The sequence below is a fragment of the Bosea vestrisii genome (genome assembly GCF_030144325.1).
Classification (GTDB): Bacteria; Pseudomonadota; Alphaproteobacteria; order Rhizobiales; family Beijerinckiaceae; genus Allobosea; species Allobosea vestrisii_A.
Window position 1 is genome coordinate 83,071 of record NZ_CP126307.1, and the last position, 20,877, is coordinate 103,947.

Here is a 20,877-nt window from a genome sequence, read left to right on the forward strand (position 1 = left end):
CGCGCTTTCGCCACAATTTTCGCTAGCCTGTCGCCGCCGTCGTGCCAGTATGCGGCCGGCTTGCCACTAGATCGGATCGACGCCGGCATTGCCGGTCGCGATGTCAGGGAATCGGGCGAAAGCATCATGAGTCAGCCGCCTCGCGTCGCGCCGAGGAGTCCAAACGAGGCGTTGAAGCCTGTCGCGCCGCCGGCTCCGCCGCCGAAGGTGCGCAAGCGTCGGCGTTCGCCCTTTATCGGCCTGCTCAGCGGGCTGTTCACGACAGCTCTCGTCCTCGCCGGCGCTGTCGGCGGCGGCATTGTCTATCTCGACGGCCGCAGCAAGGCACCGGGGCCGCTCGCCACTGATCGCGTCCTGATCATCCCGAAAGAGAACGGGGTGACGGAGATCGCCGATTTGCTGCAGCGCGAGGGGCTGATCGAGCATCCCTGGGCCTTCAAGGTCGCGGCGTTCACCTCAGGCAAGGCCGCCAGCCTGAAGGCCGGCGAATATCTGTTCAAGGCCCGCGCCAGCCAAAGGGACATCCTCGACGTCATCGCCGAGGGCAAGGCGGTCGAGCATTCGATCACCATCCCCGAGGGGCTGACGAGCGAGCAGATCATGGCGCGCCTGCAGCAGAACGAACTGCTCACCGGCGACGTTATCCAAGTACCGCGCGAGGGCCAGATCCTGCCCGACACCTACAAATTCCAGCGCGGCTCGACGCGTCAAGCCATCGTCAGTCGGATGACGCGAGACCAGACCCGCGTCCTCAACGAAGTCTGGGCCAAGCGCCCGGCGGACCTGCCGATCAAGACGCCGGCGGAACTGGTGATCCTTGCCTCGATCGTCGAGAAGGAGACCGGTCGCGCCGACGAGCGGCCGCGCGTCGCCGGCGTCTTCATCAACCGGATGAACCGCAAGATGAAGCTGCAATCCGACCCGACGATCGTCTACGGGCTCGTCGGCGGCAAGGGCACGCTCGGCCGCGGAATCACGCGCCCCGAAATCACCCAGGCGACGCCCTACAACACCTATGTGATCGAAGGGCTGCCGCCAGGACCGATCGCCAATCCAGGCCGTGCGGCGCTGGAGGCTGTGGTCAACCATTCGCGGACCAAGGACCTCTACTTCGTCGCGGACGGCAGCGGCGGACATGCCTTCGCCGAGAGCCTGGAGCAGCACAACCGCAACGTCGCGCGCTGGCGCCAGGTCGAGTCGGCTCGCCGGGAGGCCGGTCGCCCGCCCACCGATGGCGGTGTCGACCGCGCCGAGCCGCCGCCGGCTCCCGATCAGCGCACCGAAGCTCCGGCTGCGGCGCGGGCAGACGGTCAGGCCGCGACGGCGCCCGATCAGACCCAGCCGGAGAGCTTCCCGGTTCCGGGCAACCGCCGCGCGGCGGCTGGCCAGCCGGTACAGGCTGGCGCGGCAGCGGGGCCGGCCGGGACGCGGGCCCGCGCCTTCGACGCCTCCGAAGGCACCACCCGGGATCCGCTGCTGAACAAGACCTTCGACCTCAACAGCCCCAAGCAGGTGCCGCCGCTGAAGCCTTGATCGATCTTTCCGCATCTCGCGCTTGTGGACTTTGCCGGGCCTGAATAGGGTCCGCCCGCAACGCGAAAGGGAAGACGGCGGCCAATGGCGATCGAGAGCATGACGGGGTTTGCGCGCGCGGCTGGCACGTCCGGAGCGCACGCGTTCGCCTGGGAGGTCCGCAGTGTCAACGGCCGTGGGCTCGATGTCCGCGTCAGGGCCCCGACCGGCTTCGAGAGCTTCTCCGAAGCCGCCCGCAAGCAGTTCTCAGCCGCCTTTGCACGCGGCACCCTGCATGTCGGCCTCGCCATCACCAGCGCCGCTGCTGCGCCACGGCCGCGCATCAACCAGGAAGCCCTCGCTGCCCTGATCGCGGCTACGAGCCAATTGAAGCTGCCCGCTGGCATCGCCCCAGCAACGCTCGACGGTCTGCTGGCGATCCGCGGCGTGGTCGAGGTCTCCGAGGACAGCGGCGATGCACTCGCGGACCTCGAAAAGCCGGTGCTCACGGCACTGACGGAGACGATCGCGGCGCTGAAGCAGGCGAGGTTCGCCGAGGGGCGGGCGCTCGAGGCGATTATCGCCGGCCACCTCGACACCATCGCCCGCCTGACCAGCGAAGCCGAGAACCACCCGGCTCGCAGTGTCGAGGCGGTCCGTGCGCGGCTGGCAGCCCAGATTGCTGCGCTGATGGAGACCGGCAAGGCCTTCGAACCGCAGCGCCTGCATCAGGAAGCCGCGCTGCTGGCGGTCAAGGCCGATATCCGCGAGGAGATCGACCGGCTCCACGCTCATGTCGCAGCGCTCCGCGAACTGCTCGCCCAGGGCGGGCCGATCGGCCGCAAGCTCGATTTCCTCGCGCAGGAGTTTGGTCGCGAGGCGTCGACGCTCTGCGCCAAGGCGGGCGACCCCGGTCTGTCGCGGATCGGGCTCGAATTGCGCACGACCGTCGACCAGTTGCGCGAACAGGTCCAGAACGTGGAGTGATGGGGATGGCCGATCTCGCCCGCCCGGCTCGTCGCGGTCTCATGCTGATCCTGTCGTCGCCGTCCGGTGCCGGCAAGTCGACGCTGACCCGGACCTTGTCGCAGAAGGAAACCAATCTCGATCTCTCGATTTCGGTGACGACGCGCGGGAAGCGCCCCTCCGAGATCGACGGTGTCCATTATCATTTCATCGATCGCGATGCCTTCGACCTGCTGCGCCAGCGCGATGAGCTGCTGGAGTTGGCCGAAGTCCATGGCAATGGCTACGGTACGCCCCGCAAGCCCGTCGAGGAGGCATTGAAGGCCGGCCGCGACGTGCTGTTCGACATCGACTACCAGGGCACGCAGCAGATACTCGAGAAGGCACGCGAGGACGTCGTCGCGATCTTCATCCTGCCGCCCTCCATGGCTGAGCTGCGCTCGCGGCTGGTTCGACGTGCGGAGGATGCGCCGGAGGTGATCGCGCGCCGGCTCGACAATGCCCGCGACGAGATCGCGCGCTGGAGCGTCTACGACTACGTCATCGTCAATGATGATCTAGGCGCTGCCTACGAATCGGTTCGCTCGATCCTCTCGGCCGAGCGACTGAAGCGCAGTCGCGCAGTCGGCATGGCGGCCTTCGTCGAGACCCTGCTGGCCGAGAAGGTCGACTGATCAGCCTCGCGGCGCCGATGCCAGCGCGTTAGCGAGGGCGACGAAACCACTGACCGGGACCTCCTCCGCCCGCATGGTCGGCGATAGGTCGGCAGCTTCGATCATCGCCGCTGGATCGGCGAGCACGGCCTTGAGGCTCTGGCGCAGCATCTTCCGCCTCTGTCCGAAGGCAGCGAGCGTGACCCGCTCCAGCAAGCGCCGGTCGCAAGGGTCCGGACACTGCCTCGGCACCAACTGGACGATCGAGGAGGTGATCTTGGGCTGCGGCACGAAGGCGGTCTTCGGCACGTCGAACAAGATCCTCGTCTCGCAGCGCCAGTTGGCGAGCACGGCGAGCCGCCCATAGGCGGCGCGCTGCTCCGGCGTCGCGACGATGCGCTCGGCGACCTCCCGCTGGAACATCAGTGTCAGCGAGGTCCACCACGGCGGCCAAGGCTCGGCGCTGAGCCAGCCGACGAGCAATGGCGTGCCGATATTATAAGGCAGGTTGGCAACGATCCGGGCTTGGTTGCCGCCGAGCAGGCCGGAGAGGTCGACGGCGAGCGCGTCGCCATCGACGACCTCGAGCCGCCCCGGATAGTGGGCACCGATCTCGGCGAGCGCCGGCATGCAACGGCGGTCACGCTCGATGGCGATGACGCGATCCGCTCCGTTTGCCAGCAGCGCGCGGGTGAGGCCGCCGGGGCCGGGACCGATCTCGACGACGGTCTGACCCTCCAGCGGGCCGGCGGACCGCGCGATCCGGCCGGTCAGGTTGAGGTCGAACAGGAAGTTCTGGCCGAGCGCCTTCTGCGCCATCAGCCCATGGCGCTCGACCACCTCGCGCAGCGGTGGCAGTCCATCTGGAGAACTGGTGCTCATGCGGGGGCCCTGCTTTCAGCTGCAGCCATACGGGCCGCGAGCTTCAGCGCCGCGCACAGGCTGTCCGGCCGGGCGATGCTCTTGCCAGCGATGTCGAATGCCGTGCCGTGGTCCGGCGAAGTGCGGATGAAGGGCAGCCCGAGCGTGACGTTGACGCCCTCGTCGAAGGCGATCGTCTTGATCGGGATCAGCGCCTGATCGTGATACATACCGAGCGCGACGTCATAGCGGCCGCGCGCCCGGGCATGGAACAGGGTATCGGCCGGATAGGGGCCGCTCGCGTCGATGCCGAGCCCTCGCAGTTGCTCGACTGCGGGTGCGATCACCGCCGCATCCTCTTTGCCGAGCGCGCCATCTTCACCGGCATGGGGATTGAGACCGCACAATGCCAGCCGAGGCCGCAAGATGCCGAAGCGGCGTTCGAGATCGGCGGCTGCGATCCTGCCGGTCTCGACGATCAGCTCCGTCGTCAGCTGACCCGGCACCGCCGCCAGCGGAATATGGATGGTGACCGGAATGACGGCGAGCCCTTCCGACCAGATCATCATCACCGGGCGTGGCACCTTGTCCCGGCCACGTCCTGCCAGCTCCGCCAGAAATTCGGTATGGCCGGGATGCTGGAAGCCGGCGGCGTAAAGCACGCTCTTGGCGATGGGGTTGGTGACGAGCGCCGCAGCCTGTCCGGCCTCGACAGCGTCGACCCCGCGCTCGATCGCTTCGATCACGCCGGCTGCGTTGGCTGGGTCGGGACATCCCGATCGCGCCGGCAGGCGATTGTCGAGCTCGATCACGGGTAGGGCGGTCGCGAAGCAGGCTTCGGCTTCGTCCCAGCCGACATTGCGCAACTGCACCTGCAGGCCGAGCCGCTTCGCCAGTTTGGCGAGCGCCGCGGCACTGCCGAGATAGGCAAAGGGCGGAATGGCTCGCTCCTCGCGCTGCCGCCAGGCGGCAAGCGCCAATTCCGGGCCGATCCCTGCGGGATCGCCTTGGGTCAGAGCAAGGAGACGCTGGCTCAAGCGCGGCCCCTTCCAGCGCCTTTCGGAAGCACCGGCAAAGGTGCCATCAATTGCTGGACGAGACACCGTCGCCGGAGCTGCTCGCACCCAGGTTCTGCGAATAGCTGATCTCGCCGAGCGTGCGCAGTTCGAGGCGGAACATGACCGTTCGGGTGTCCTTCGTCGAACCCGCCTGCCGGTCGGCATAGGACTGCGAATAGGACACGTCGAAGATCGTGCACTCGTCCTGATAGCGCAGGCCGACCGATGCCGCCGCGGTCTGGAGCGGGCCGGTATTGGGATAGACCGGGTTAGCGTAACCGGTGGGGTTCACCAGATGCGCGGCCAGTGCATCGCGATAGCGCTCGCGGTCGTACTTGAACTTGTCGAGATCGAACAGGACGCTGCCGCGCACGGTCCAATACTGCGCGAACGAGACGGACTGGCTGATGCTGAGGCCTTCGCGACGGCGCGGGATGCCAAGGTCCGGTTGCGGCTCATAGCGGCTGTAGCCGATCGAGGTCGACAGGAACTTATAGTTGAACGAGGCCGAAGCATCGACGCGCTGCGGCTCGAAGGTCGATTCGTTGAAGCGCCCACCGGCCTGCAGCAACAGGCCCTTGAACGGTTGGAATTGTGCCTTGGCAACATAGTCGGAGCGGCGAGTGTCGAGCCCCGAATCGAGACCGGTGTTGGTCAAGTCGCTGCTGGTGTAGGAGTTGCGACCGCCTAGGTGATACGACTGCCCGACCAGGAAGTTGGCGTAAGAGTCCTTGCTGAACGTCCCGCTATAGCGCAAGCCGATATTGGCGCGGCTGCCGCCCTCGACCCGGTCGTATCCGGAGAATTTGTTCCACTCGAACAGGTTGGTATCGTCGAAGACCAGGCTCTGCGAATCCTCGTTGGCGACGCGCAGGCTGTTGGTCTCGTTCGGGCGCGCCACGACTTGTGCGACCGGCTCGAGGATATGCGTGCCCCAGGAGGTCGAAGCGACGAAGGGGAACCGGTACATCAGGCCGATTGCCGGCATGGCGCGGCCGAACACCTCGTCCGACACGTCGGCGATCGTGCTGACGTTGGCGTTGGTATAGTTCGTCGTGTTCGGATTGATCGAGAACACGTCGGCTCTGATCGAGGCGTAGGGGGTCCAGACCTGGCCGATCGAGTCGACGAAGTTGCGCCGCCAATCGACCTCAGCGGTGGCGCGCGCGATCGAACCAGCAAGGCCGGTCACGAGGCACTGGCCCTTCTGATAGACTGCGCAGCCGTCGAACAGATAATTCGGTCCGGTGAGCAGGTAGGACTTCTGAGCCGGCAGCTCCTTGAAGGAGGCTGCCTCGCGCGTCAAATGCGTAAGGTTGACGGTGAAGGACAGCTCGCCGCCGATCATCGACGGCTTGTGGATCCGCTTGTTGTAGTCGACGACCGGCCCGACGATCGGCTGCTGCTTCTGCCAGTCGTAATAGGTCAGCGGCTGGAAGTAGTAGCTGCGCATGTCGAACCAGGCATTCGCCGTCTGGCCGTTCAGCGAGGCCGTCGAGGTCGATTCCTGCAGGTAGGTCGAAGCCGTGATGCTCTCGCTGCGGATCCGGTAGTTCTTGAAGAAGAACCGGTCGGTCGCGGCCGCGACGTCCCAGCTGAAATTCCAGCGCGGGTTGATGAACACCTTGCCGGAGCTCTCGACCGAGCCGCGGAACTTGTCGTCACCGGCACCGAAGGGGCTCGGCAGGAAAGCTTCCTTTTCCTGCTGGAAGATGCCGGCGGCGCGGATGTTGTATGAGCCGTTGACGAAACGATGCCGCCACTCAACCTCGCCGAGCAGGCCCTGGCGCGAGAGATAGGTCGGCGTCACCGTCAGATCGTAGTTCGGCGCGAGATTGATGAAGTAGGGCAAGCCCACGCCATAGCCGAGTGCCGAGGTGTTGATGAACTTCGGCGCCAGGAAGCCGGTCTTGCGCTTAACGGTCGCGTCCGGCCCCGACATATACGGGATATAGGCGATCGGGACGCCGGCGAACTCCAGCCGGGCCTCCTCGTAGTAGATCATCTGCTCGGACTTCTTGTGGATGATCCGGGCAGCGCGCACCTGCCAGAACGGCGGGCGCTCGGGTTGATCGACGCAAGGCTCGCAGGCCGTATAGATGCCCTTGTCGAAGACGAAGACCTCGCCATCGGTGCGCTCGGCGCGCGGCGCCGAGAACCGGGTCTTGTCGGTGTTCACCACGCGCAGCGAATCGATGAAGCCGTCGCGGAAGTCGTCAGTCAGGTTGAAACGGTCGCCGGTGATCACCGTACCGTTGGCTTCGGTGATGCGGGCGTTGCCGGTCGCGACGACGCGCTTGCTCTGGCGATCATAGACCACGCGATCGGCCTCGATCGTGCGGCCCTGATACAAAATCTGGACATCGCCGACCGCCGAAACGGTGCTGTTGTCCTTGTCGTAGACGAGCTCGCGCGCATCGACGACCATGCGCTCCTGCGGCTTGGCCGCCGGAGTTTGGGCATAGGCCAGACTCGTCCAGCTGAGGATCGGGGCAAGCGTGGTCGCCAGCGCCGTCGCAGCCGCAAGGCGCATCATGCGTCTTACGCCGGAAGCCATGAACTCAATCCAAAATTAACCATAGCCACCGTATTCTCAGCCGTCTTCCTGGTGGAGGAGGGCGAGTGCGCCGAGCAGCGTGCCCACGATCGCGGGCAGCCAAGCGGCCACCGAGGCATTGACGATGCCCGATGAGCCCAACTCCTCAGATAATTGTGTCGCCACATAGAGCATGAACCCAGCCGCGACGCCACCTACCACCAATCTGGTCACACCACCAAACCGGAAAAATCTTAAGGAAACGGATGCTGCGACCAAGATCATGGCGATCAGCAGAAGTGGCCGTGCCTTGAGGGATTCATAGCGCAGCTCATAGCGCGTCGTATCGAGACCGGCCTTGCGGGTCCGGTCGAGAACGGCTGGCATCGACCAGAACCCGACAGAATCGGGCGGGGTGAAACTTTGTCGCACCTGGTCGGGCTCCAGCGTCGTCGCGATCAGGTATGTCGAGTACGTCTGTGGCTCTTCCGTGGCGGACGTGACCCGAGCCTCCGACAATTCCCAGTAGCCACGATAGAGCACGGCCTGCTTCGCTTCGATGCGCTCGCTGAAGCCGCCGTCCGGGGAGAAGGTGAAGAACGCGACCTGAGCAAGTCCCACGCCGTCTCCCAGTGCAGCGGCGGCGCGGATGATCGCTTGGCCGTCGACGCTGCGCTGGCGGATCCAGATCTCTTTGCCGCCGACAATCTGTCCGGTCCGGGCGAAGAGCGAGGCCTCCAGCGCGGTGGCGCGCTGCTTCAGCTCGGCGGCGACCGGGTTGTAGATTCCGACCGAGACGAGGCCGACCGCGCCTGCGACCAGCGCCGCCGGCTGCAGGAACTGCCAGGCCGAGATGCCGACCGAGCGGGCAACGACCAGCTCCAGCTTCCGGCTGAGGTTGAGCAGGGCGAACATGCCGCCGAACAGCACTGCGAACGGGAAGATCTGCTCTGCCACCGAGGGTGCGCGGTAGAGCGCGAGCTGGATGATGCTCGGCGTCGTCGCAGTCGGGGAATCGCCGGCGCGCCGCATCAGCTCGACGAAGTCGAGCGTCGCGATCAGGAAGAAGAAGGTGCCGAACACGCTGAGGATCGCGCGCAGGAAGCGCTGCGTCAGATAGCGGCCGAAGGTCTTGAACAGCAGCATCAAGCGCGCCGGAAACGTGCTGCGAGGGCAACGAAGGGCGCGATCAGCGCCTCCGTCAGCTGGTCGATGAGCACACGGGTTCGTGAGCCGAATCCGATAGCGAAGGCCGACAGGAGGATCGTTCCGATCGGCAGGATGTAGAGCAAGGCGGCCGCGAGGGGCGAGCGCACGCTGGCGGTCCAGGCGGCATAAGCGCCGATCCTGATGGCACCGACCAGGAGGATGGCGATCTGGATGGCGGCGGCGCGGCCCTGGCGGGTGGTGCGCGCCTCGCCGAGGATGGCGAACGCGACCAGCATGAAGGCAATCGGGTAGAGCGGCGCCGAAAGGCGATTATGCAGCTCCGCCCGGAAGCGGCCTTCCTGGATCTTGTAGTAGGGCTCATTGGGATTCTGCGTCAGCAGCGCCCAGGTGGTGCGTTCGCGCGGCTTGTAGATGACCTTGTCGCCGTCGCCGCTGCCGCCGGCGGCCCCGTCGGAATCGCCCGTCAACGCTGAGAGATTGAGCGCATAACGCTCGAACGAGATGATCGAGCTCGAGTTCTGGTTGCGGCTCTCGCGCTGGATCGTACCCTTCTCCAGCATCAGGAAGCTGTTGCCGTCGGCCTCGGCCGACTGGCCGCGCTCGGCGATGTAGACGGCAGGCTGGTTGGGATCGCGTCGGTCCTGCATGAAGATGCCGAGCAGGGCTTGCCCCTGCTTCTCGCGATAATGGAAGGTGACGCCGGAATCGAGCGAGACAAACTGACCTTCCCTGATCACGTTGGCGACGAAGTCGGCGCGGATCAGGGTGATGAGGTCGCGCAACGCCCGAAAGCCGGCCGGCATCACCCCGAGCGACATCCAGCCGACCAGGGCTGCGGTTATCAGAGTAAGCGCGATGAAGGGGCGCGTCAGCCGGCGCGGCGCAACGCCCGCGGCATTCATCACGATCAGCTCGGAATCGCTGTTGAGCTTATTGAGCGTGTAGAGCGTCGCCATGAACAAGGCGACCGGCGCGATACCGGCAATCAGTGCCGGCAGCGAGAGCAGGGTTACGGTGAAGAAGATCATCACCGTCTGGCCCTTGCCGGTGATGAGGTCGACCTCGCGCAGCGCCTGCGTGACCCAGATCACGCTCGTCAGCCCGACGAGCAGAATCACCGCCGCACCGGCGGCGATCTTCAGGATGTAGCGGTCGAGAAGTCCGAAGCGCACGCGGTAACGATCCTGGGGCGAGGGTACTTTAGAAGGCGCTCCCCTTGGACGGCTCGCCTCGAACTCCCTATGGTATAGCTTCGATCATGGCGCAAACGGGAATCGTTTGTGGCCTTTGCGAGCCCCAACCTCGGTTGGCTCCTTCCGCCAGCCCTTCTCCCGCAACCCGTGAGCCTTCGATGTCGCAGCGCCTGAAGCTTGAGGTCAAAGCCCTGAACGCCATTGCCGGGGGGGATCTCGTGATCCTCGTCTCGGACAGGCTGACGCCGCCGAAGGCGGCCGAGGACTGGATCGGCGCGGGGGCTCACACGCTGATCGCGCGCGCCGCCGCGGCCGAGCGCTTCAAGGGCAAGGCTCTCTCCGGACTGACGCTGCTCGCGCCGGACGGCGCTGGTTACGAGCGCCTGATTCTGGTCGGAACCGGCCCGGAAGCCGACCGGGACAAGCTCGATTTCGCCGCGCTCGGCGGCGCCATTGCCGGCCGCCTCGGCAACGGCCGCAGCGCCGACGTCGTTGCAGCGTTGCCCGATGGCGAACTCTCGGCTGATGAAATCGCCGAAATCGGGCTCGGCCTGCGACTGAGGAGCTATGTCTTCGATCGCTACAAGACCAAGAGCCGCGACAAGGACCAGTCCGAGCCGAAGACCGTGACGCTGCGCGTCGACGACCCGGCTGGGGCCAAGAAGGCGCTGAAGGTACGCGAAGCCATCGCCAACGGTGTTGAATTCGCTCGCGATCTCGTGAACGAGCCGCCGAACGTGCTCTTCCCCGAAGAGTTCGCCGAACGGGCCGGCAAGCTCGAGAAACTCGGCGTCGAGGTCGAGATTCTCGACGAGAAGGAGCTGAAGAAGATCGGCATGAGGGCGCTGCTCGGCGTCGGCCAAGGCTCGCACCGCGAGAGCCGCGTCGTGGTGATGCGCTGGAACGGCGGCGCCAAGGGCGACAAGCCGGTCGCCTTCGTCGGTAAGGGCGTGACCTTCGACACCGGCGGCATCTCGATCAAGCCGGCCGGCGGCATGGAGGACATGAAGGGCGACATGGCCGGCGCGGCCTGCGTCACCGGGCTGATGCAGGCCCTGGCGGCCCGCAAGGCCAAGGTCAACGCCGTCGGCGTGATCGGCCTGGTCGAAAATATGCCGGACGGCAAGGCCCAGCGACCTGGCGACATCGTCACCTCGCTCTCCGGCCAGACCATCGAGATCATCAACACCGACGCCGAGGGTCGGCTCGTCCTCGCCGACGTGCTCTGGTACACGCAGGAGCGCTTCAAGCCGGTCTTCATGGTCAACCTGGCGACGCTGACCGGTGCGATCTTGGTCGCGCTGGCGCAAGAGAACGCCGGCCTGTTCTCCAATAATGACGAATTGTCGGAGCGGCTCTTCGCCGCCGGCAAGGCGACCGGCGAGACCGTCTGGCGCATGCCGCTTGGCGCAGCCTACGACAAGATGATCGATTCCAAGTTCGCTGACATGAAGAACTCGGCCGGCCGCCATGGCGGCTCGATCACCGCCGCCCAGTTCCTGCAGCGGCATGTCAACGACACGCCATGGGCACATCTCGACATCGCGGGTACCGGCATGGGCTCGCCGAACAGCGAAACCAACCGGTCCTGGGGTTCGGGCTGGGGCGTGCGCCTGCTCGACCGGCTGGTGAAGGATCACTACGAGAGCTGATTCGAGCTCTGAACCGAAACTCGCAACGGATTGTATTGACTGCGTAATGGCCGAAGTCCTGTTCTACCATCTGCAGGGGCGTCCGCTCGAGCAGGTCATTCCGACCTTGCTCGAGCGCTCGCTCGCCCGTGGCTGGAAGGCAGTGGTGGAGCTGTCGAGTCGCGAGCGCCTGGCCGCGCTCGACGACCGGCTCTGGACCTATGCGGACGAATCCTTCCTGCCGCATGCGGCGGCATCCGAGCCGGACGCCGCCAGTAATCCGATCGTGCTCACCACCGCCAGCGACAACCCGAATGGCGCGCAAGTTCGCTTCTGTGTCGATGGCGTTCGCATTCCGGACGCATTGGACGCTTACGAGCGCGTCATCCTGATGTTCGATGGCGACGATCCCGATGCGCTCGCCTCGGCACGCGAAGACTGGAAAAAACTGCGGACGCTCGGCGTCGCCGCCACCTATTGGCAGCAGGACGAGACCGGCCGCTGGGAGAAAAAAGCGTGAAAGTTTCTGTTGCCCTGGCCTTGGCGGCTGCTCTGGCCGGCTGTTCCGTCGATATGGGCGGGTTTTCCTTCGTATCCGATGAGCGCGGCACCCGCAGCAGCAGCGCAACGGCGCGCGTTTCGACGCAAGAAGCGATGCTGACGCCGGAAGGCGAATGCAGCGCGGATGTCTCGCTCGATCCGGCGACGCGGCCGCTGCCGAAGGAGATTGCCGTCGGCATCACCGAATGCGAGCTCGTCAGGCTCAAGGGTAAGCGGCCGACCGACGTCCTGATCGGCGGCGACGGCAAGGGCCGGCGCGAGGTGCAGGTGCTCTATTCCGAGCCGGCCAATCGCGAGATTTACATGTTCACCGACAACCGCCTGAGCCGGATCGTGAAGCCCGGACAGCCTGAACAGCAGGGTTGACGCCAAATGCGACCGGGTTGAGCCGACCAGGTCGCGGATTCCGCCTCTGACTCGCACATGGGACCGTTCGATCGGTTGGCTTGCGCTGCAAGCCGATCGAAACAGACCCGGATGTCGAGGCGAAGGATCGAGATGCAAGTTCAGAAACGAGGACGGATGCTGGTCGCCGGCATCATGCTTCTCGGCGCGTCGCTGGTGGCTGCGTCAGGGCCTGCGGTAGCGCAGGTGGTCGATTTCCGCTCATCCGATCGCGAGATGAATCGCGCGATCGCCGAGGCGCGCAGGACGCTGCCGGATTTCGTCGCGCTCTTTCGCGGCGGCACGGGCGAGCGCCACGCCGTCAAGGTCGCAATCCCCTATGATGACGGCAATGCACGCGAGCATATCTGGATGGATCTGACTGCCGTCGAGGGCGACGTCTTCGTCGGCCGGATCGCGAACGACCCGGTCTATATCGATGGCTTGACCAATGGCGACGCTTACCGCGCGCCGAGTGCCATGGTCAGCGACTGGAACTATAGGTCGGGCAGCCTGATGCATGGCAGCTACACCACCCGCGTCGCGATGAAGAAGCTTTCGCCCGATCAGCTCAGGCGCCTCGATTTTAAGCTGGCGCCGCTGCCCTGAAGCGGGCTCAGGCGCTCTCCAGCTCCTCGCTCAGCATCAGCCATTCCTCCTCGGCGGCGGCCAGCGCCTCGGTCAGCTCGCCGCGCTGGCGCGAGAGCAGCAGCGCCTTGTCCGGCTCGCGGGCGAAGGCACCGTTGGCGAGCGCGCCGTCGACCTTCTCGATCAGCCCGGTCAGCTTGGCGATGCGGGCCTCCGCCAGATTGAGCTTCTGCCGGAGTGGTCCGAGCGCCTGGCGCTTCGCCGCCGCGCCCTTGCGTTCCTCGGCCTTGCCCGCTGCTTCAGGGTCGGACTTGCCGCGCTGAGCGGGCTTGTCGCGGCCGAGCACGAAGTCGCGATAGTCATCCATATCGCCATCGAAGCTCTTCACCGTGCCGTCCCCGACCAGCCAGAGCCGGTCGGCACAGGCCTCGATCAGGAAGCGGTCGTGGCTGACCAGGATGACGGCGCCGGGATAGTCGTTGATCGCCTTGACCAAGGCGGTGCGGCTATCGATGTCGAGATGGTTCGTCGGCTCGTCGAGAATGAGCAGATGCGGGCCGCCAAAAGTGGCGATGCCGAGCATCAGGCGCGCCTTCTCGCCACCCGAGAGGTTCTTGACCGGGGTGTCGGCCTTGTTGGCGGGAAAGCCGGTCTGCGCGGTGCGGGCCCGGACCCTGGCCTCGGGGGCGTCCGGCATCAGCTCGCGGATATGACCGACCGGCGTATCCTCCATGCGCAGCTCATCGAGCTGGTGCTGGGCGAAATAGGCGGTCTGCAGCTTCGACGAGCGCCGCATTTCGCCGGCGAGCGGCGCAAGGCGCCCGCCGATCAGCTTGCAGAAGGTCGACTTGCCGTTGCCGTTGGCGCCGAGCAGGGCGATGCGGTCGTCCGGGGCCAAGGTCAGGTTGAGCCGCGACAGCACCTTGCGCTCGCCATAGCCGGCGCTGGCGCCCTCCAGCACGACCATCGGCGGCGACAGCGGCCGCTCGGGGGCGGGAAAGTTGAAGGGCTGCACATCGCGGTCCTGGATGACCGCGATCTCCTGCATCTTCTCCAGCCGCTTGACGCGCGACTGGGCCTGGCTGGCCTTCGAGGCCTTGGCCTTGAAGCGGTCGACGAAGGATTGCAGGTGCTTGCGCTCGGCATCCTGCTTCTCGCGCGCTTTGGCGAGATGAGCCTGCTTCTCGGCCCGGAGCTTCTCGAAATCGCTGTAGCCGCCGCGATAGATCGTCAGCTTGCCCTGGTCGAGATGCAGGATGTGGTCGACGCAGGTGTCGAGCAGCTCGCGATCATGGCTGACGACGAGCACCGTATGCGGGTAGCGCTCGAGATAGTCGTAGAGCCAGAGCGTGCCTTCGAGGTCGAGATAGTTGGTCGGCTCGTCGAGCAGCAGCAGGTCGGGCTCTGAGAACAGCACGGCGGCAAGTGCAACGCGCATGCGCCAGCCGCCCGAGAAATCGGAGCAGGGCCGCTGCTGTGCCGCCTCATCGAAGCCAAGGCCGTGCAGCACTGTCGCGGCACGCGCGGGTGCCGAATGGGCACCGATATCGGCAAGCCGCGTCTCGATCTCGGCGATCCGCATTGGATCGGTCGCGGTCTGCGCCTCCTTCATCAGCCCAGCGCGCTCGATGTCGGCGGCGAGCACGACATCGATCAGCGTTTCAGGTCCGCCAGGAGCCTCCTGCGCCACCCCGCCGATGCGCATGCCCCTGGGCAGGGCGACATTGCCGCCCTCAGGAGAGAGGTCGCCGGTGATGATGCGGAACAGCGTCGTCTTGCCGGTGCCGTTGCGGCCGACGAGGCCGACGCGCGAGCCGGTGGGCAGGAAAGCGCTGGCCTTGTCGAGCAGGGAGGCGCTCGCCGAGGCGATAGGTGATGTCGTTGAGGGTCAGCATGGCGAGCGGGGTTTAGCGCGCTTTCGGCCCGTCTGGAAACGGCAGAAGGAGAGAATTGACCGGGATCTGTGCGCGGCGTTTTGGCTGCCTTTGGGGCAGGGCCACGATTTCTCCATGTTTCCGCCACGGCATGGCCGGGCGTTCAGCGCAGGCATGGGCTGGGGTAACGCACTGATTCGCAAAGAGGATCCATGCAGTTCGGCTCTCTGGTCCGGCGCCCGCGCCGGGTATCGCTCGCAGCCGTCGTCGTCGCGCTGCTCACTCTGGTCCTCGGCAGCGCTGCGGCGCTCGCCGCTTTGGCGCCGCTGCCTGGACCGTTGTGAAGCGAACACGGCACGTTGCAGCCTTCAAGCAACGTTAACCGCACTCGTGTTGGCTCTCCGAGCGCAGTCGGCGTCGGGCGGAGACCTGATTCGTGTTCAGCCTCAGGCTCAGGCTTCCAATCGCGATGCTGGCGCTCGCTGCTCTTGCAGCGCTGGCAGTTGGAAGCTCGGCCTACCTCGCCGTGTCGAGTTGGGCACAGGCTTCGGTACGGGAGCGTATGCATTCGCTGGCCGGGAGCCATGTCCGTGCCATCGAGCGCCGCTGGTCGCAGCTTCGCGCTGAGCTCGCTGTTCAGGCACGCAGTGCTTTCACGGTCTCGGCACTCGACGAGATCGGCAAGTGGATGGAGCTCGGCCCGCACGACTACAGGAGCATCCTCGGCCACTATCAGGGGGATGGCTCGCTGTCCCTGGCCGAGCGCATGGCCCGCACCGGCCGCGAGCACCAGCACGGCTACTCCTGGCGCCATGTACCGATCCACGAAACCTACGCGGCGGCGCTGAAGCAGTTCAACTATGCCGACATCTATCTCGTCTCGCGCAAGGGGCGGGTCGTCTACAGCGTCACTAAGGGCCCCGAATTCGGTCGCCTGCTGAGCGAGGACGACCTTGTCGGCACCGGCTTGGCAAAGTCCGTGGCGATGGCGCAAGGCAAGGTTGCCGGCGAGCAGGTGGTGCTCGACTTCGCGCCCTACGATCCCGTCGGCGGTGATCCGCGAGCCTTCCTCGCAGCCCCGTTCTATGACATCGAATCAGGCTCGGGTTTGCGTGAGCAGGCCGGCACGATCGTCATCGCCGTCGACACGCGGCTGATCGACGACGTGCTCGCCTTCAACCCGGTGGGCTCCAGTGCCGAACGGGTTTTCGTCATCGGCTCCGATGGTTTCATGCGCTCCAATCCGGCACTGCGACGCGACGGCGCTTCGCCACGCGAGACGCTGGACCGAGATCGGCTGACCGGGCAGCCGAAGAACGCGCTCATCACCATGATCAGCCATGATGGTCGGCAATTGGTGGCGAGCGGGGAGGAGGTCGTGATCGGCGATTGGCGCTGGCTGCTCTGGCTGACTGCCCCGCAGGAGAGTGCCTTTGCTGTCGTCGGCAAGATCCGCAGCGCGGTCGTCTCCGCCGGGCTGCTGGTCCTGCTGCCGCTGTTTGGCATCGCGATCCTGCTCGGCTGGTCGGTGGCGCGTCCGATCGCGCGGCTTTCCGACCGGCTCGCCGGCGTCGCCGCGGGGCGGACGGAAGAGGCGATCCCCGGTGCCCGGCGTCGCGACGAGATCGGCGGCATCGCCAAGTCGATCGAGTTGATCCGCGAAACCTTGCGCGGCGAGGCGCAACGTCGCGAGGCCGAGCAGGAAACGCGCCGGGCCGAGGCCGAGCAGCATCGCCGCGCCCTGCTCGGCGAACTGGCGAGCGAGCTGGAGGATTCGGTGCGGACCGTGTCGGCTTCGGTGTCGATCTCGGCGCAAACTCTGGGCACCACTGCACACCAGCTGGCCGAGGGCGCGCGCGAGGCTCAGGCCGGCGCCGCCGACACCGATCATTCGACCGGCAACGCAATCCGCAGCGTCACGTCGATCGAGCGCGCGGCGCAGGACCTGCTCGGCGCCGTCGACGCTTTGGCCGCCGAGGTGCGTTCCTCGGATGCGACGGCAGGCCGGGCGCGCGAGCATGCGGATTCTGTAAGCCGGATCGTCGATAGCCTGTCCAATGGCGCTTCGCGCGTTTCGGAAGTAGTCGGGCTGATCTCGGCGATCGCTGGCCAGACCAATCTGCTCGCGCTCAACGCCACCATCGAGGCGGCCCGCGCCGGCGAGGCGGGCAAGGGCTTTGCGGTCGTCGCCAGCGAGGTGAAGTCGCTCGCGACCCAGACTGCTAACGCGACGCAGGACATTGCGCGCCAGATCGAGGCGATGAACCAGGCGACCGCCGCGACGGTCGAGGGCATCGCCGGCATCCGCGCCTTCGTGCAGGATCTGAACGAAGCGACGCGGCGGACCAGCCGGACCATGCAGCGCCAGCACGCAGCGACCCATGCTATCGCCGCCGAGGTCCTCGCCGCGACCCAGGAGATCGTCCTGATCGGACAGGCGACCAGCCAGGTCGCGCTCGCCTCGCGCAACACCGCCGGTGCCTCCGATGCGGTCCTGAAGGCGGCAGGCGAACTGACCGCGCTGACCCAGGCACTGACCGCACGGGTCGATCATGTCATTGACGAGCTGCGTGTTGCCTGAGCGCCTTGTCGCGGGCGCCTGCGTTGGCTAACGCTTTGGCATGAGCCACACAGCTTTTTACGCCGGGTCGTTCGACCCCGTCACCAACGGCCATCTCGACATGATCGTCGCCGCCTGCCGGCTGGTCGACCGGCTGGTCCTCGCCATCGGTGTGCATCCCGGCAAGGCGCCGATCTTCTCCGCCGAGGAGCGGGCCGAATTGCTGCGCGCCATCGCTGGTCCGGTCGCGGCCGAGTTCAAGACCGAGCTCGAGGTGACGACCTTCGCCGATTTGACGATCGAGGCAGCCAAGCGCGCCGGCGCCACTATCCTGGTGCGTGGTCTGCGCGACGGCACCGATCTCGACCTCGAAATGCAGCTCGCTGGCATGAACCACACCATGGCGCCCGGCCTGCAGACCGTGCTGCTGCCCTCGACACCGCAGGCGCGGCACATCACCGCGACGCTGGTGCGCCAGATCGCCGCGATGGGGGCGACGTCTCCGCCTTCGTTCCACCCATCGTCAGCGACAGGCTGAAGGCGAAGTTCGCCAAGCGCTGACACGCCGCCTCACGGCAATGCGATGTGCATTTGCCTGAATGCGATCTGCATTAGCGTTTGCAATTTGCAAACGGCGATGGTGTCTCTGGACTGACCTGACTCGGTGCGCTCGTCCTGGCGCACCGCCCCTTCGACGAGTGTTCCGATGCGTCTGTCCCGCTATTTTCTGCCGATCCTGCGCGATACGCCCAAGGAAGCGGAGATCGTTTCGCACCGGCTGATGCTGCGCGCCGGCATGATCCGCCAGCAGTCCGCCGGCATCTACTCCTGGCTGCCGCTGGGCCTGCGCGTCCTCAACAAGATCAGCGCGGTTGTCCGCGAAGAGCAGAACCGCGCCGGCGCTATCGAGATCCTGATGCCGACCATCCAGTCGGCCGATCTCTGGCGCGAGAGCGGGCGCTACGACGCCTATGGCAAGGAGATGTTGCGGATCAAGGATCGCCACGACCGCGAGATGCTCTACGGCCCGACCAATGAGGAAATGGTCACCGAGATCTTCCGGTCCTACGTCAAGTCCTACAAGGACTTGCCGCTCAACCTTTATCACATCCAGTGGAAGTTCCGTGACGAGGTCCGTCCGCGCTTCGGCGTGATGCGCGGCCGCGAATTCCTGATGAAGGATGCCTATTCCTTCGATCTTGACCAGGCCAGCGCTCGCCACGCCTATAACCGCATGTTCACCGCCTATCTGCGCACCTTCGCCCGCCTTGGCCTGAAGGCGATCCCGATGCGTGCCGACACCGGCCCGATCGGCGGTGATCTCTCCCATGAATTCATCGTGCTCGCCTCGACCGGCGAGAGCGAGGTCTTCTGCCATAAGGATTATCTCGATTTCGCGACGCCGGCAGCCGATACCGATTTCGACAGCATCGAAGGCCTCCAGGGCATCGTCGACAAGTGGACGAGCCTCTACGCCGCCACCGACGAGATGCATGAGAAGGCGGCTTTCGACGCCATTCCTGCCGACAGGCAGGTTTCGGCGCGCGGTATCGAGGTCGGCCATATCTTCTATTTCGGCACCAAATACTCCGAACCGATGGGCGCAACCGTCGCCGGTCCCGACGGGCAGCTGGTGCCAGTCCATGGCGGTTCCTATGGCATTGGCCCGAGTCGGCTCGTCGCCGCGCTGATCGAGGCCGGTCATGATGAGGGCGGCATCATTTGGCCCGACGAGATCGGGCCCTTCGATATCGCGGTGCTCAACCTCAAGACCGGCGATGCCGCGACCGACGGCGCCAGCGAGCAGCTCTACAAGGGGCTCGCCGCCAAGGGCTACGACATGGTCTATGACGATCGCGACGACCGCCCGGGCGGCAAGTTCGCCACGGCCGACCTGATCGGCGTTCCGTGGCAGATCATCGTCGGCCCCAAGGGGCTGGCCGAAGGCAAGGTCGAGCTCAAGCGCCGCGCCGGCGGCGAGCGCGAGCTGGTCTCGCTGGAGGCGGCGCTGGCGCGTTTCCCGGGGAAGAACGCGTGAGCGGAGGAGTGCGGTCATGAGCGTGCCGACCGGCACCAAGCCCTTCGCCGGTTTCGAGTGGCTGCTCGCCGGCCGCTATCTGCGCACGCGTCGGCGCGAGGGCTTCGTCTCGGTCATCGCCGGCTTCTCCTTCCTCGGCATCCTGCTCGGCGTCGCCACGCTGATCATCGTGATGTCGGTGATGAACGGCTTCCGCAAGGAGCTGCTGGAGAAGATCGTCGGCGTCAACGGCCACATCTTCGCGACGCCGATCGACCGGCCGCTCGACGACTACGAACAGGTCGCAGCCAAGCTGCGCCAGGTCCAGGGCATCAAGCTGGCGATCCCGTTGGTCGAGGGGCAGGCGCTCGCCTCCTCGCAGGTCGGCAATGGCGGCGTCCTGGTGCGCGGCATCTCGGAAGACGACATCAAGTCGATTCCGTTCATCGCCAACAATGTCCGCCAGGGCACCCTCGACGGCTTCGCCTCGGCGGGGGGCGTCGCCATCGGCCGGCGGCTTGCCGGCTCACTCGGCCTGCAGGCTGGCGATACCATCACCATCGTCACACCGCGCGGAGCCTCGACGCCGTTCGGCACGGCGCCGCGGATCAAGGCCTATCCGGTCACGGCGGTCTTCGAGATCGGCATGTCGGAGTTCGACGCCTCTTTCGTCTTCATGCCGCTCGCCGAGAGCCAAGCCTATTTCAATCGCGATGGCGACGTGAACGTCATCGAGATCTTCATCGACAATCCCGATCAGACGCAGGCGGTGCGCGACCGGATCGAGGCCGATCCGCCGAGACCTTTGGTCCTGTCCGACTGGCGTCAGCGCAACCGCACTTTCTTCAATGCGCTCGAGGTCGAGCGCAATGTGATGTTCATCATCCTAACCCTGATCGTGCTGGTCGCGACGCTGAATATCGTTTCGGGCCTGATCATGCTGGTGAAGGACAAGACAGAAGACATCGCGATCATGCGCACCATGGGCGCCTCGCGTGGCACGGTGCTGCGGGTCTTCCTGATCACGGGCGCCACCATCGGCGTGGTCGGTACCTTCGCCGGCTTCGTTCTCGGCATCGCCTTCGCCAAGAACATCCAGACCATCAACAAGGGCTTGAGCAAGCTGCTCGGGATCAACCCCTGGGATCCAACCGTGCGTTTCCTGAGCGATATCCCGTCGGTGATCGACTGGCGCGAGGTCACGAGCGTCGTCGTCATGACGCTCATCCTGTCGCTGCTGGCCACGCTCTATCCGGCCTGGAAGGCGGCGCGTCTCGACCCCGTCAAAGCCCTGCGGATGGGTTGAGGACCTC

16 protein-coding genes and 2 pseudogenes are annotated in these 20,877 nt (G+C 65.8%); 12 read left to right on the plus strand and 6 right to left on the minus strand.

Annotated elements, in window-relative coordinates:
- Window positions 1-126 precede the first annotated feature (126 nt).
- The 3 genes from mltG to gmk all read left to right on the plus strand — a co-directional run bounded on the left by mltG (window position 127) and on the right by gmk (window position 3,152).
- Window positions 127-1,533: an endolytic transglycosylase MltG gene (gene mltG, locus QO058_RS00410; RefSeq protein ID WP_284169796.1), complete on the plus strand. Its 1,407-nt coding sequence runs from the start codon at window positions 127-129 to the stop codon at window positions 1,531-1,533.
- 84 nt (window positions 1,534-1,617) lie between these two features.
- Complete coding sequence (locus QO058_RS00415) at window positions 1,618-2,499, plus strand: YicC/YloC family endoribonuclease (protein WP_284169797.1); 882 nt, start codon at window positions 1,618-1,620, stop codon at window positions 2,497-2,499.
- A gap of 5 nt (window positions 2,500-2,504) precedes the next feature.
- A complete protein-coding gene (gene gmk / locus QO058_RS00420) occupies window positions 2,505-3,152 on the plus strand; it encodes a guanylate kinase (protein ID WP_284169798.1) in 648 nt (215 codons plus the stop codon).
- Here the strand turns inward: gmk and rsmA are convergent, their stop codons facing one another.
- The 5 genes from rsmA to lptF are packed head-to-tail and all read right to left on the minus strand — an operon-like array spanning window position 3,153 to window position 9,928.
- Window positions 3,153-4,013, minus strand: coding sequence for a 16S rRNA (adenine(1518)-N(6)/adenine(1519)-N(6))-dimethyltransferase RsmA (rsmA, locus tag QO058_RS00425; protein ID WP_284169799.1), 861 nt, complete (start codon window positions 4,011-4,013; stop codon window positions 3,153-3,155).
- Window positions 4,010-5,029, minus strand: a complete 1,020-nt coding sequence (gene pdxA / locus QO058_RS00430; protein WP_284169800.1) for a 4-hydroxythreonine-4-phosphate dehydrogenase PdxA — start codon at window positions 5,027-5,029, stop codon at window positions 4,010-4,012. The genes rsmA and pdxA overlap by 4 nt, the downstream gene beginning before the upstream one ends.
- A gap of 46 nt (window positions 5,030-5,075) precedes the next feature.
- The gene (locus tag QO058_RS00435) at window positions 5,076-7,607 is read right to left on the minus strand and encodes an LPS-assembly protein LptD (protein ID WP_284169801.1); all 2,532 of its coding nucleotides are present in this window, start codon (window positions 7,605-7,607) and stop codon (window positions 5,076-5,078) included.
- Window positions 7,608-7,643: 36 nt separating this feature from the next.
- The gene (lptG, locus tag QO058_RS00440; protein ID WP_284169802.1) at window positions 7,644-8,732 is read right to left on the minus strand and encodes an LPS export ABC transporter permease LptG; all 1,089 of its coding nucleotides are present in this window, start codon (window positions 8,730-8,732) and stop codon (window positions 7,644-7,646) included.
- Entirely contained in the window at window positions 8,732-9,928 is a 1,197-nt protein-coding gene (gene lptF / locus QO058_RS00445; RefSeq protein WP_284169803.1) for an LPS export ABC transporter permease LptF, read from the minus strand. The genes lptG and lptF overlap by 1 nt, the downstream gene beginning before the upstream one ends.
- 179 nt (window positions 9,929-10,107) lie before the next feature.
- Between lptF and QO058_RS00450 the strand changes: the two genes are divergently transcribed.
- From QO058_RS00450 to QO058_RS00465, 4 genes are all read left to right on the plus strand, one after another.
- Window positions 10,108-11,601: a leucyl aminopeptidase gene (locus QO058_RS00450; protein ID WP_284169804.1), complete on the plus strand. Its 1,494-nt coding sequence runs from the start codon at window positions 10,108-10,110 to the stop codon at window positions 11,599-11,601.
- A gap of 46 nt (window positions 11,602-11,647) precedes the next feature.
- Window positions 11,648-12,100: a DNA polymerase III subunit chi gene (locus tag QO058_RS00455; protein ID WP_284169805.1), complete on the plus strand. Its 453-nt coding sequence runs from the start codon at window positions 11,648-11,650 to the stop codon at window positions 12,098-12,100.
- Window positions 12,097-12,507, plus strand: coding sequence for a hypothetical protein (locus QO058_RS00460; protein ID WP_284169806.1), 411 nt, complete (start codon window positions 12,097-12,099; stop codon window positions 12,505-12,507). Before QO058_RS00455 ends, QO058_RS00460 begins: the two co-directional genes overlap by 4 nt.
- A 156-nt stretch (window positions 12,508-12,663) precedes the next feature.
- Entirely contained in the window at window positions 12,664-13,134 is a 471-nt protein-coding gene (locus QO058_RS00465) for a YegJ family protein (protein WP_284169807.1), read from the plus strand.
- 7 nt (window positions 13,135-13,141) lie between these two features.
- Here the strand turns inward: QO058_RS00465 and QO058_RS00470 are convergent.
- A pseudogene (locus QO058_RS00470) lies at window positions 13,142-15,008 on the minus strand (ABC-F family ATP-binding cassette domain-containing protein).
- Window positions 15,009-15,199: 191 nt separating this feature from the next.
- Between QO058_RS00470 and QO058_RS00475 the strand changes: the two are divergent.
- The 5 genes and pseudogenes from QO058_RS00475 to QO058_RS00495 all read left to right on the plus strand — a co-directional run bounded on the left by QO058_RS00475 (window position 15,200) and on the right by QO058_RS00495 (window position 20,870).
- Entirely contained in the window at window positions 15,200-15,331 is a 132-nt protein-coding gene (locus QO058_RS00475; RefSeq protein WP_284169808.1) for a hypothetical protein, read from the plus strand.
- A 92-nt stretch (window positions 15,332-15,423) separates the two neighbouring features.
- Window positions 15,424-17,568 (plus strand): methyl-accepting chemotaxis protein, encoded by a 2,145-nt coding sequence (locus QO058_RS00480; protein WP_284169809.1) that lies wholly within the window; start codon window positions 15,424-15,426, stop codon window positions 17,566-17,568.
- A 40-nt stretch (window positions 17,569-17,608) separates the two neighbouring features.
- Window positions 17,609-18,108 (plus strand): annotated as a pseudogene (coaD, locus tag QO058_RS00485) (pantetheine-phosphate adenylyltransferase).
- A 145-nt stretch (window positions 18,109-18,253) separates the two neighbouring features.
- Complete coding sequence (gene proS, locus QO058_RS00490) at window positions 18,254-19,585, plus strand: proline--tRNA ligase (RefSeq protein WP_284169810.1); 1,332 nt, start codon at window positions 18,254-18,256, stop codon at window positions 19,583-19,585.
- 16 nt (window positions 19,586-19,601) lie between these two features.
- On the plus strand, window positions 19,602-20,870 hold the full coding sequence (locus tag QO058_RS00495; RefSeq protein WP_284169811.1) for a lipoprotein-releasing ABC transporter permease subunit: 1,269 nt from the start codon (window positions 19,602-19,604) through the stop codon (window positions 20,868-20,870).
- Window positions 20,871-20,877 lie beyond the last annotated feature (7 nt).

Excerpts from the sequence above, each read along its gene's own strand:
- mltG (WP_284169796.1), top strand. The coding sequence starts at position 127 with ATGAGTCAGCCGCCTCGCGTCGCGCCGAGGAGTCCAAACGAGGCGTTG.
- QO058_RS00415 (WP_284169797.1), top strand. The coding sequence starts at position 1,618 with ATGGCGATCGAGAGCATGACGGGGTTTGCGCGCGCGGCTGGCACGTCC.
- gmk (WP_284169798.1), top strand. The coding sequence starts at position 2,505 with ATGGCCGATCTCGCCCGCCCGGCTCGTCGCGGTCTCATGCTGATCCTG.
- rsmA (WP_284169799.1), bottom strand. The coding sequence starts at position 4,013 with ATGAGCACCAGTTCTCCAGATGGACTGCCACCGCTGCGCGAGGTGGTC.
- QO058_RS00435 (WP_284169801.1), bottom strand. The coding sequence starts at position 7,607 with ATGGCTTCCGGCGTAAGACGCATGATGCGCCTTGCGGCTGCGACGGCG.
- lptG (WP_284169802.1), bottom strand. The coding sequence starts at position 8,732 with ATGCTGCTGTTCAAGACCTTCGGCCGCTATCTGACGCAGCGCTTCCTG.
- QO058_RS00450 (WP_284169804.1), top strand. The coding sequence starts at position 10,108 with ATGTCGCAGCGCCTGAAGCTTGAGGTCAAAGCCCTGAACGCCATTGCC.
- QO058_RS00455 (WP_284169805.1), top strand. The coding sequence starts at position 11,648 with ATGGCCGAAGTCCTGTTCTACCATCTGCAGGGGCGTCCGCTCGAGCAG.
- QO058_RS00465 (WP_284169807.1), top strand. The coding sequence starts at position 12,664 with ATGCTGGTCGCCGGCATCATGCTTCTCGGCGCGTCGCTGGTGGCTGCG.
- QO058_RS00475 (WP_284169808.1), top strand. The coding sequence starts at position 15,200 with ATGCAGTTCGGCTCTCTGGTCCGGCGCCCGCGCCGGGTATCGCTCGCA.
- proS (WP_284169810.1), top strand. The coding sequence starts at position 18,254 with ATGCGTCTGTCCCGCTATTTTCTGCCGATCCTGCGCGATACGCCCAAG.
- QO058_RS00495 (WP_284169811.1), top strand. The coding sequence starts at position 19,602 with ATGAGCGTGCCGACCGGCACCAAGCCCTTCGCCGGTTTCGAGTGGCTG.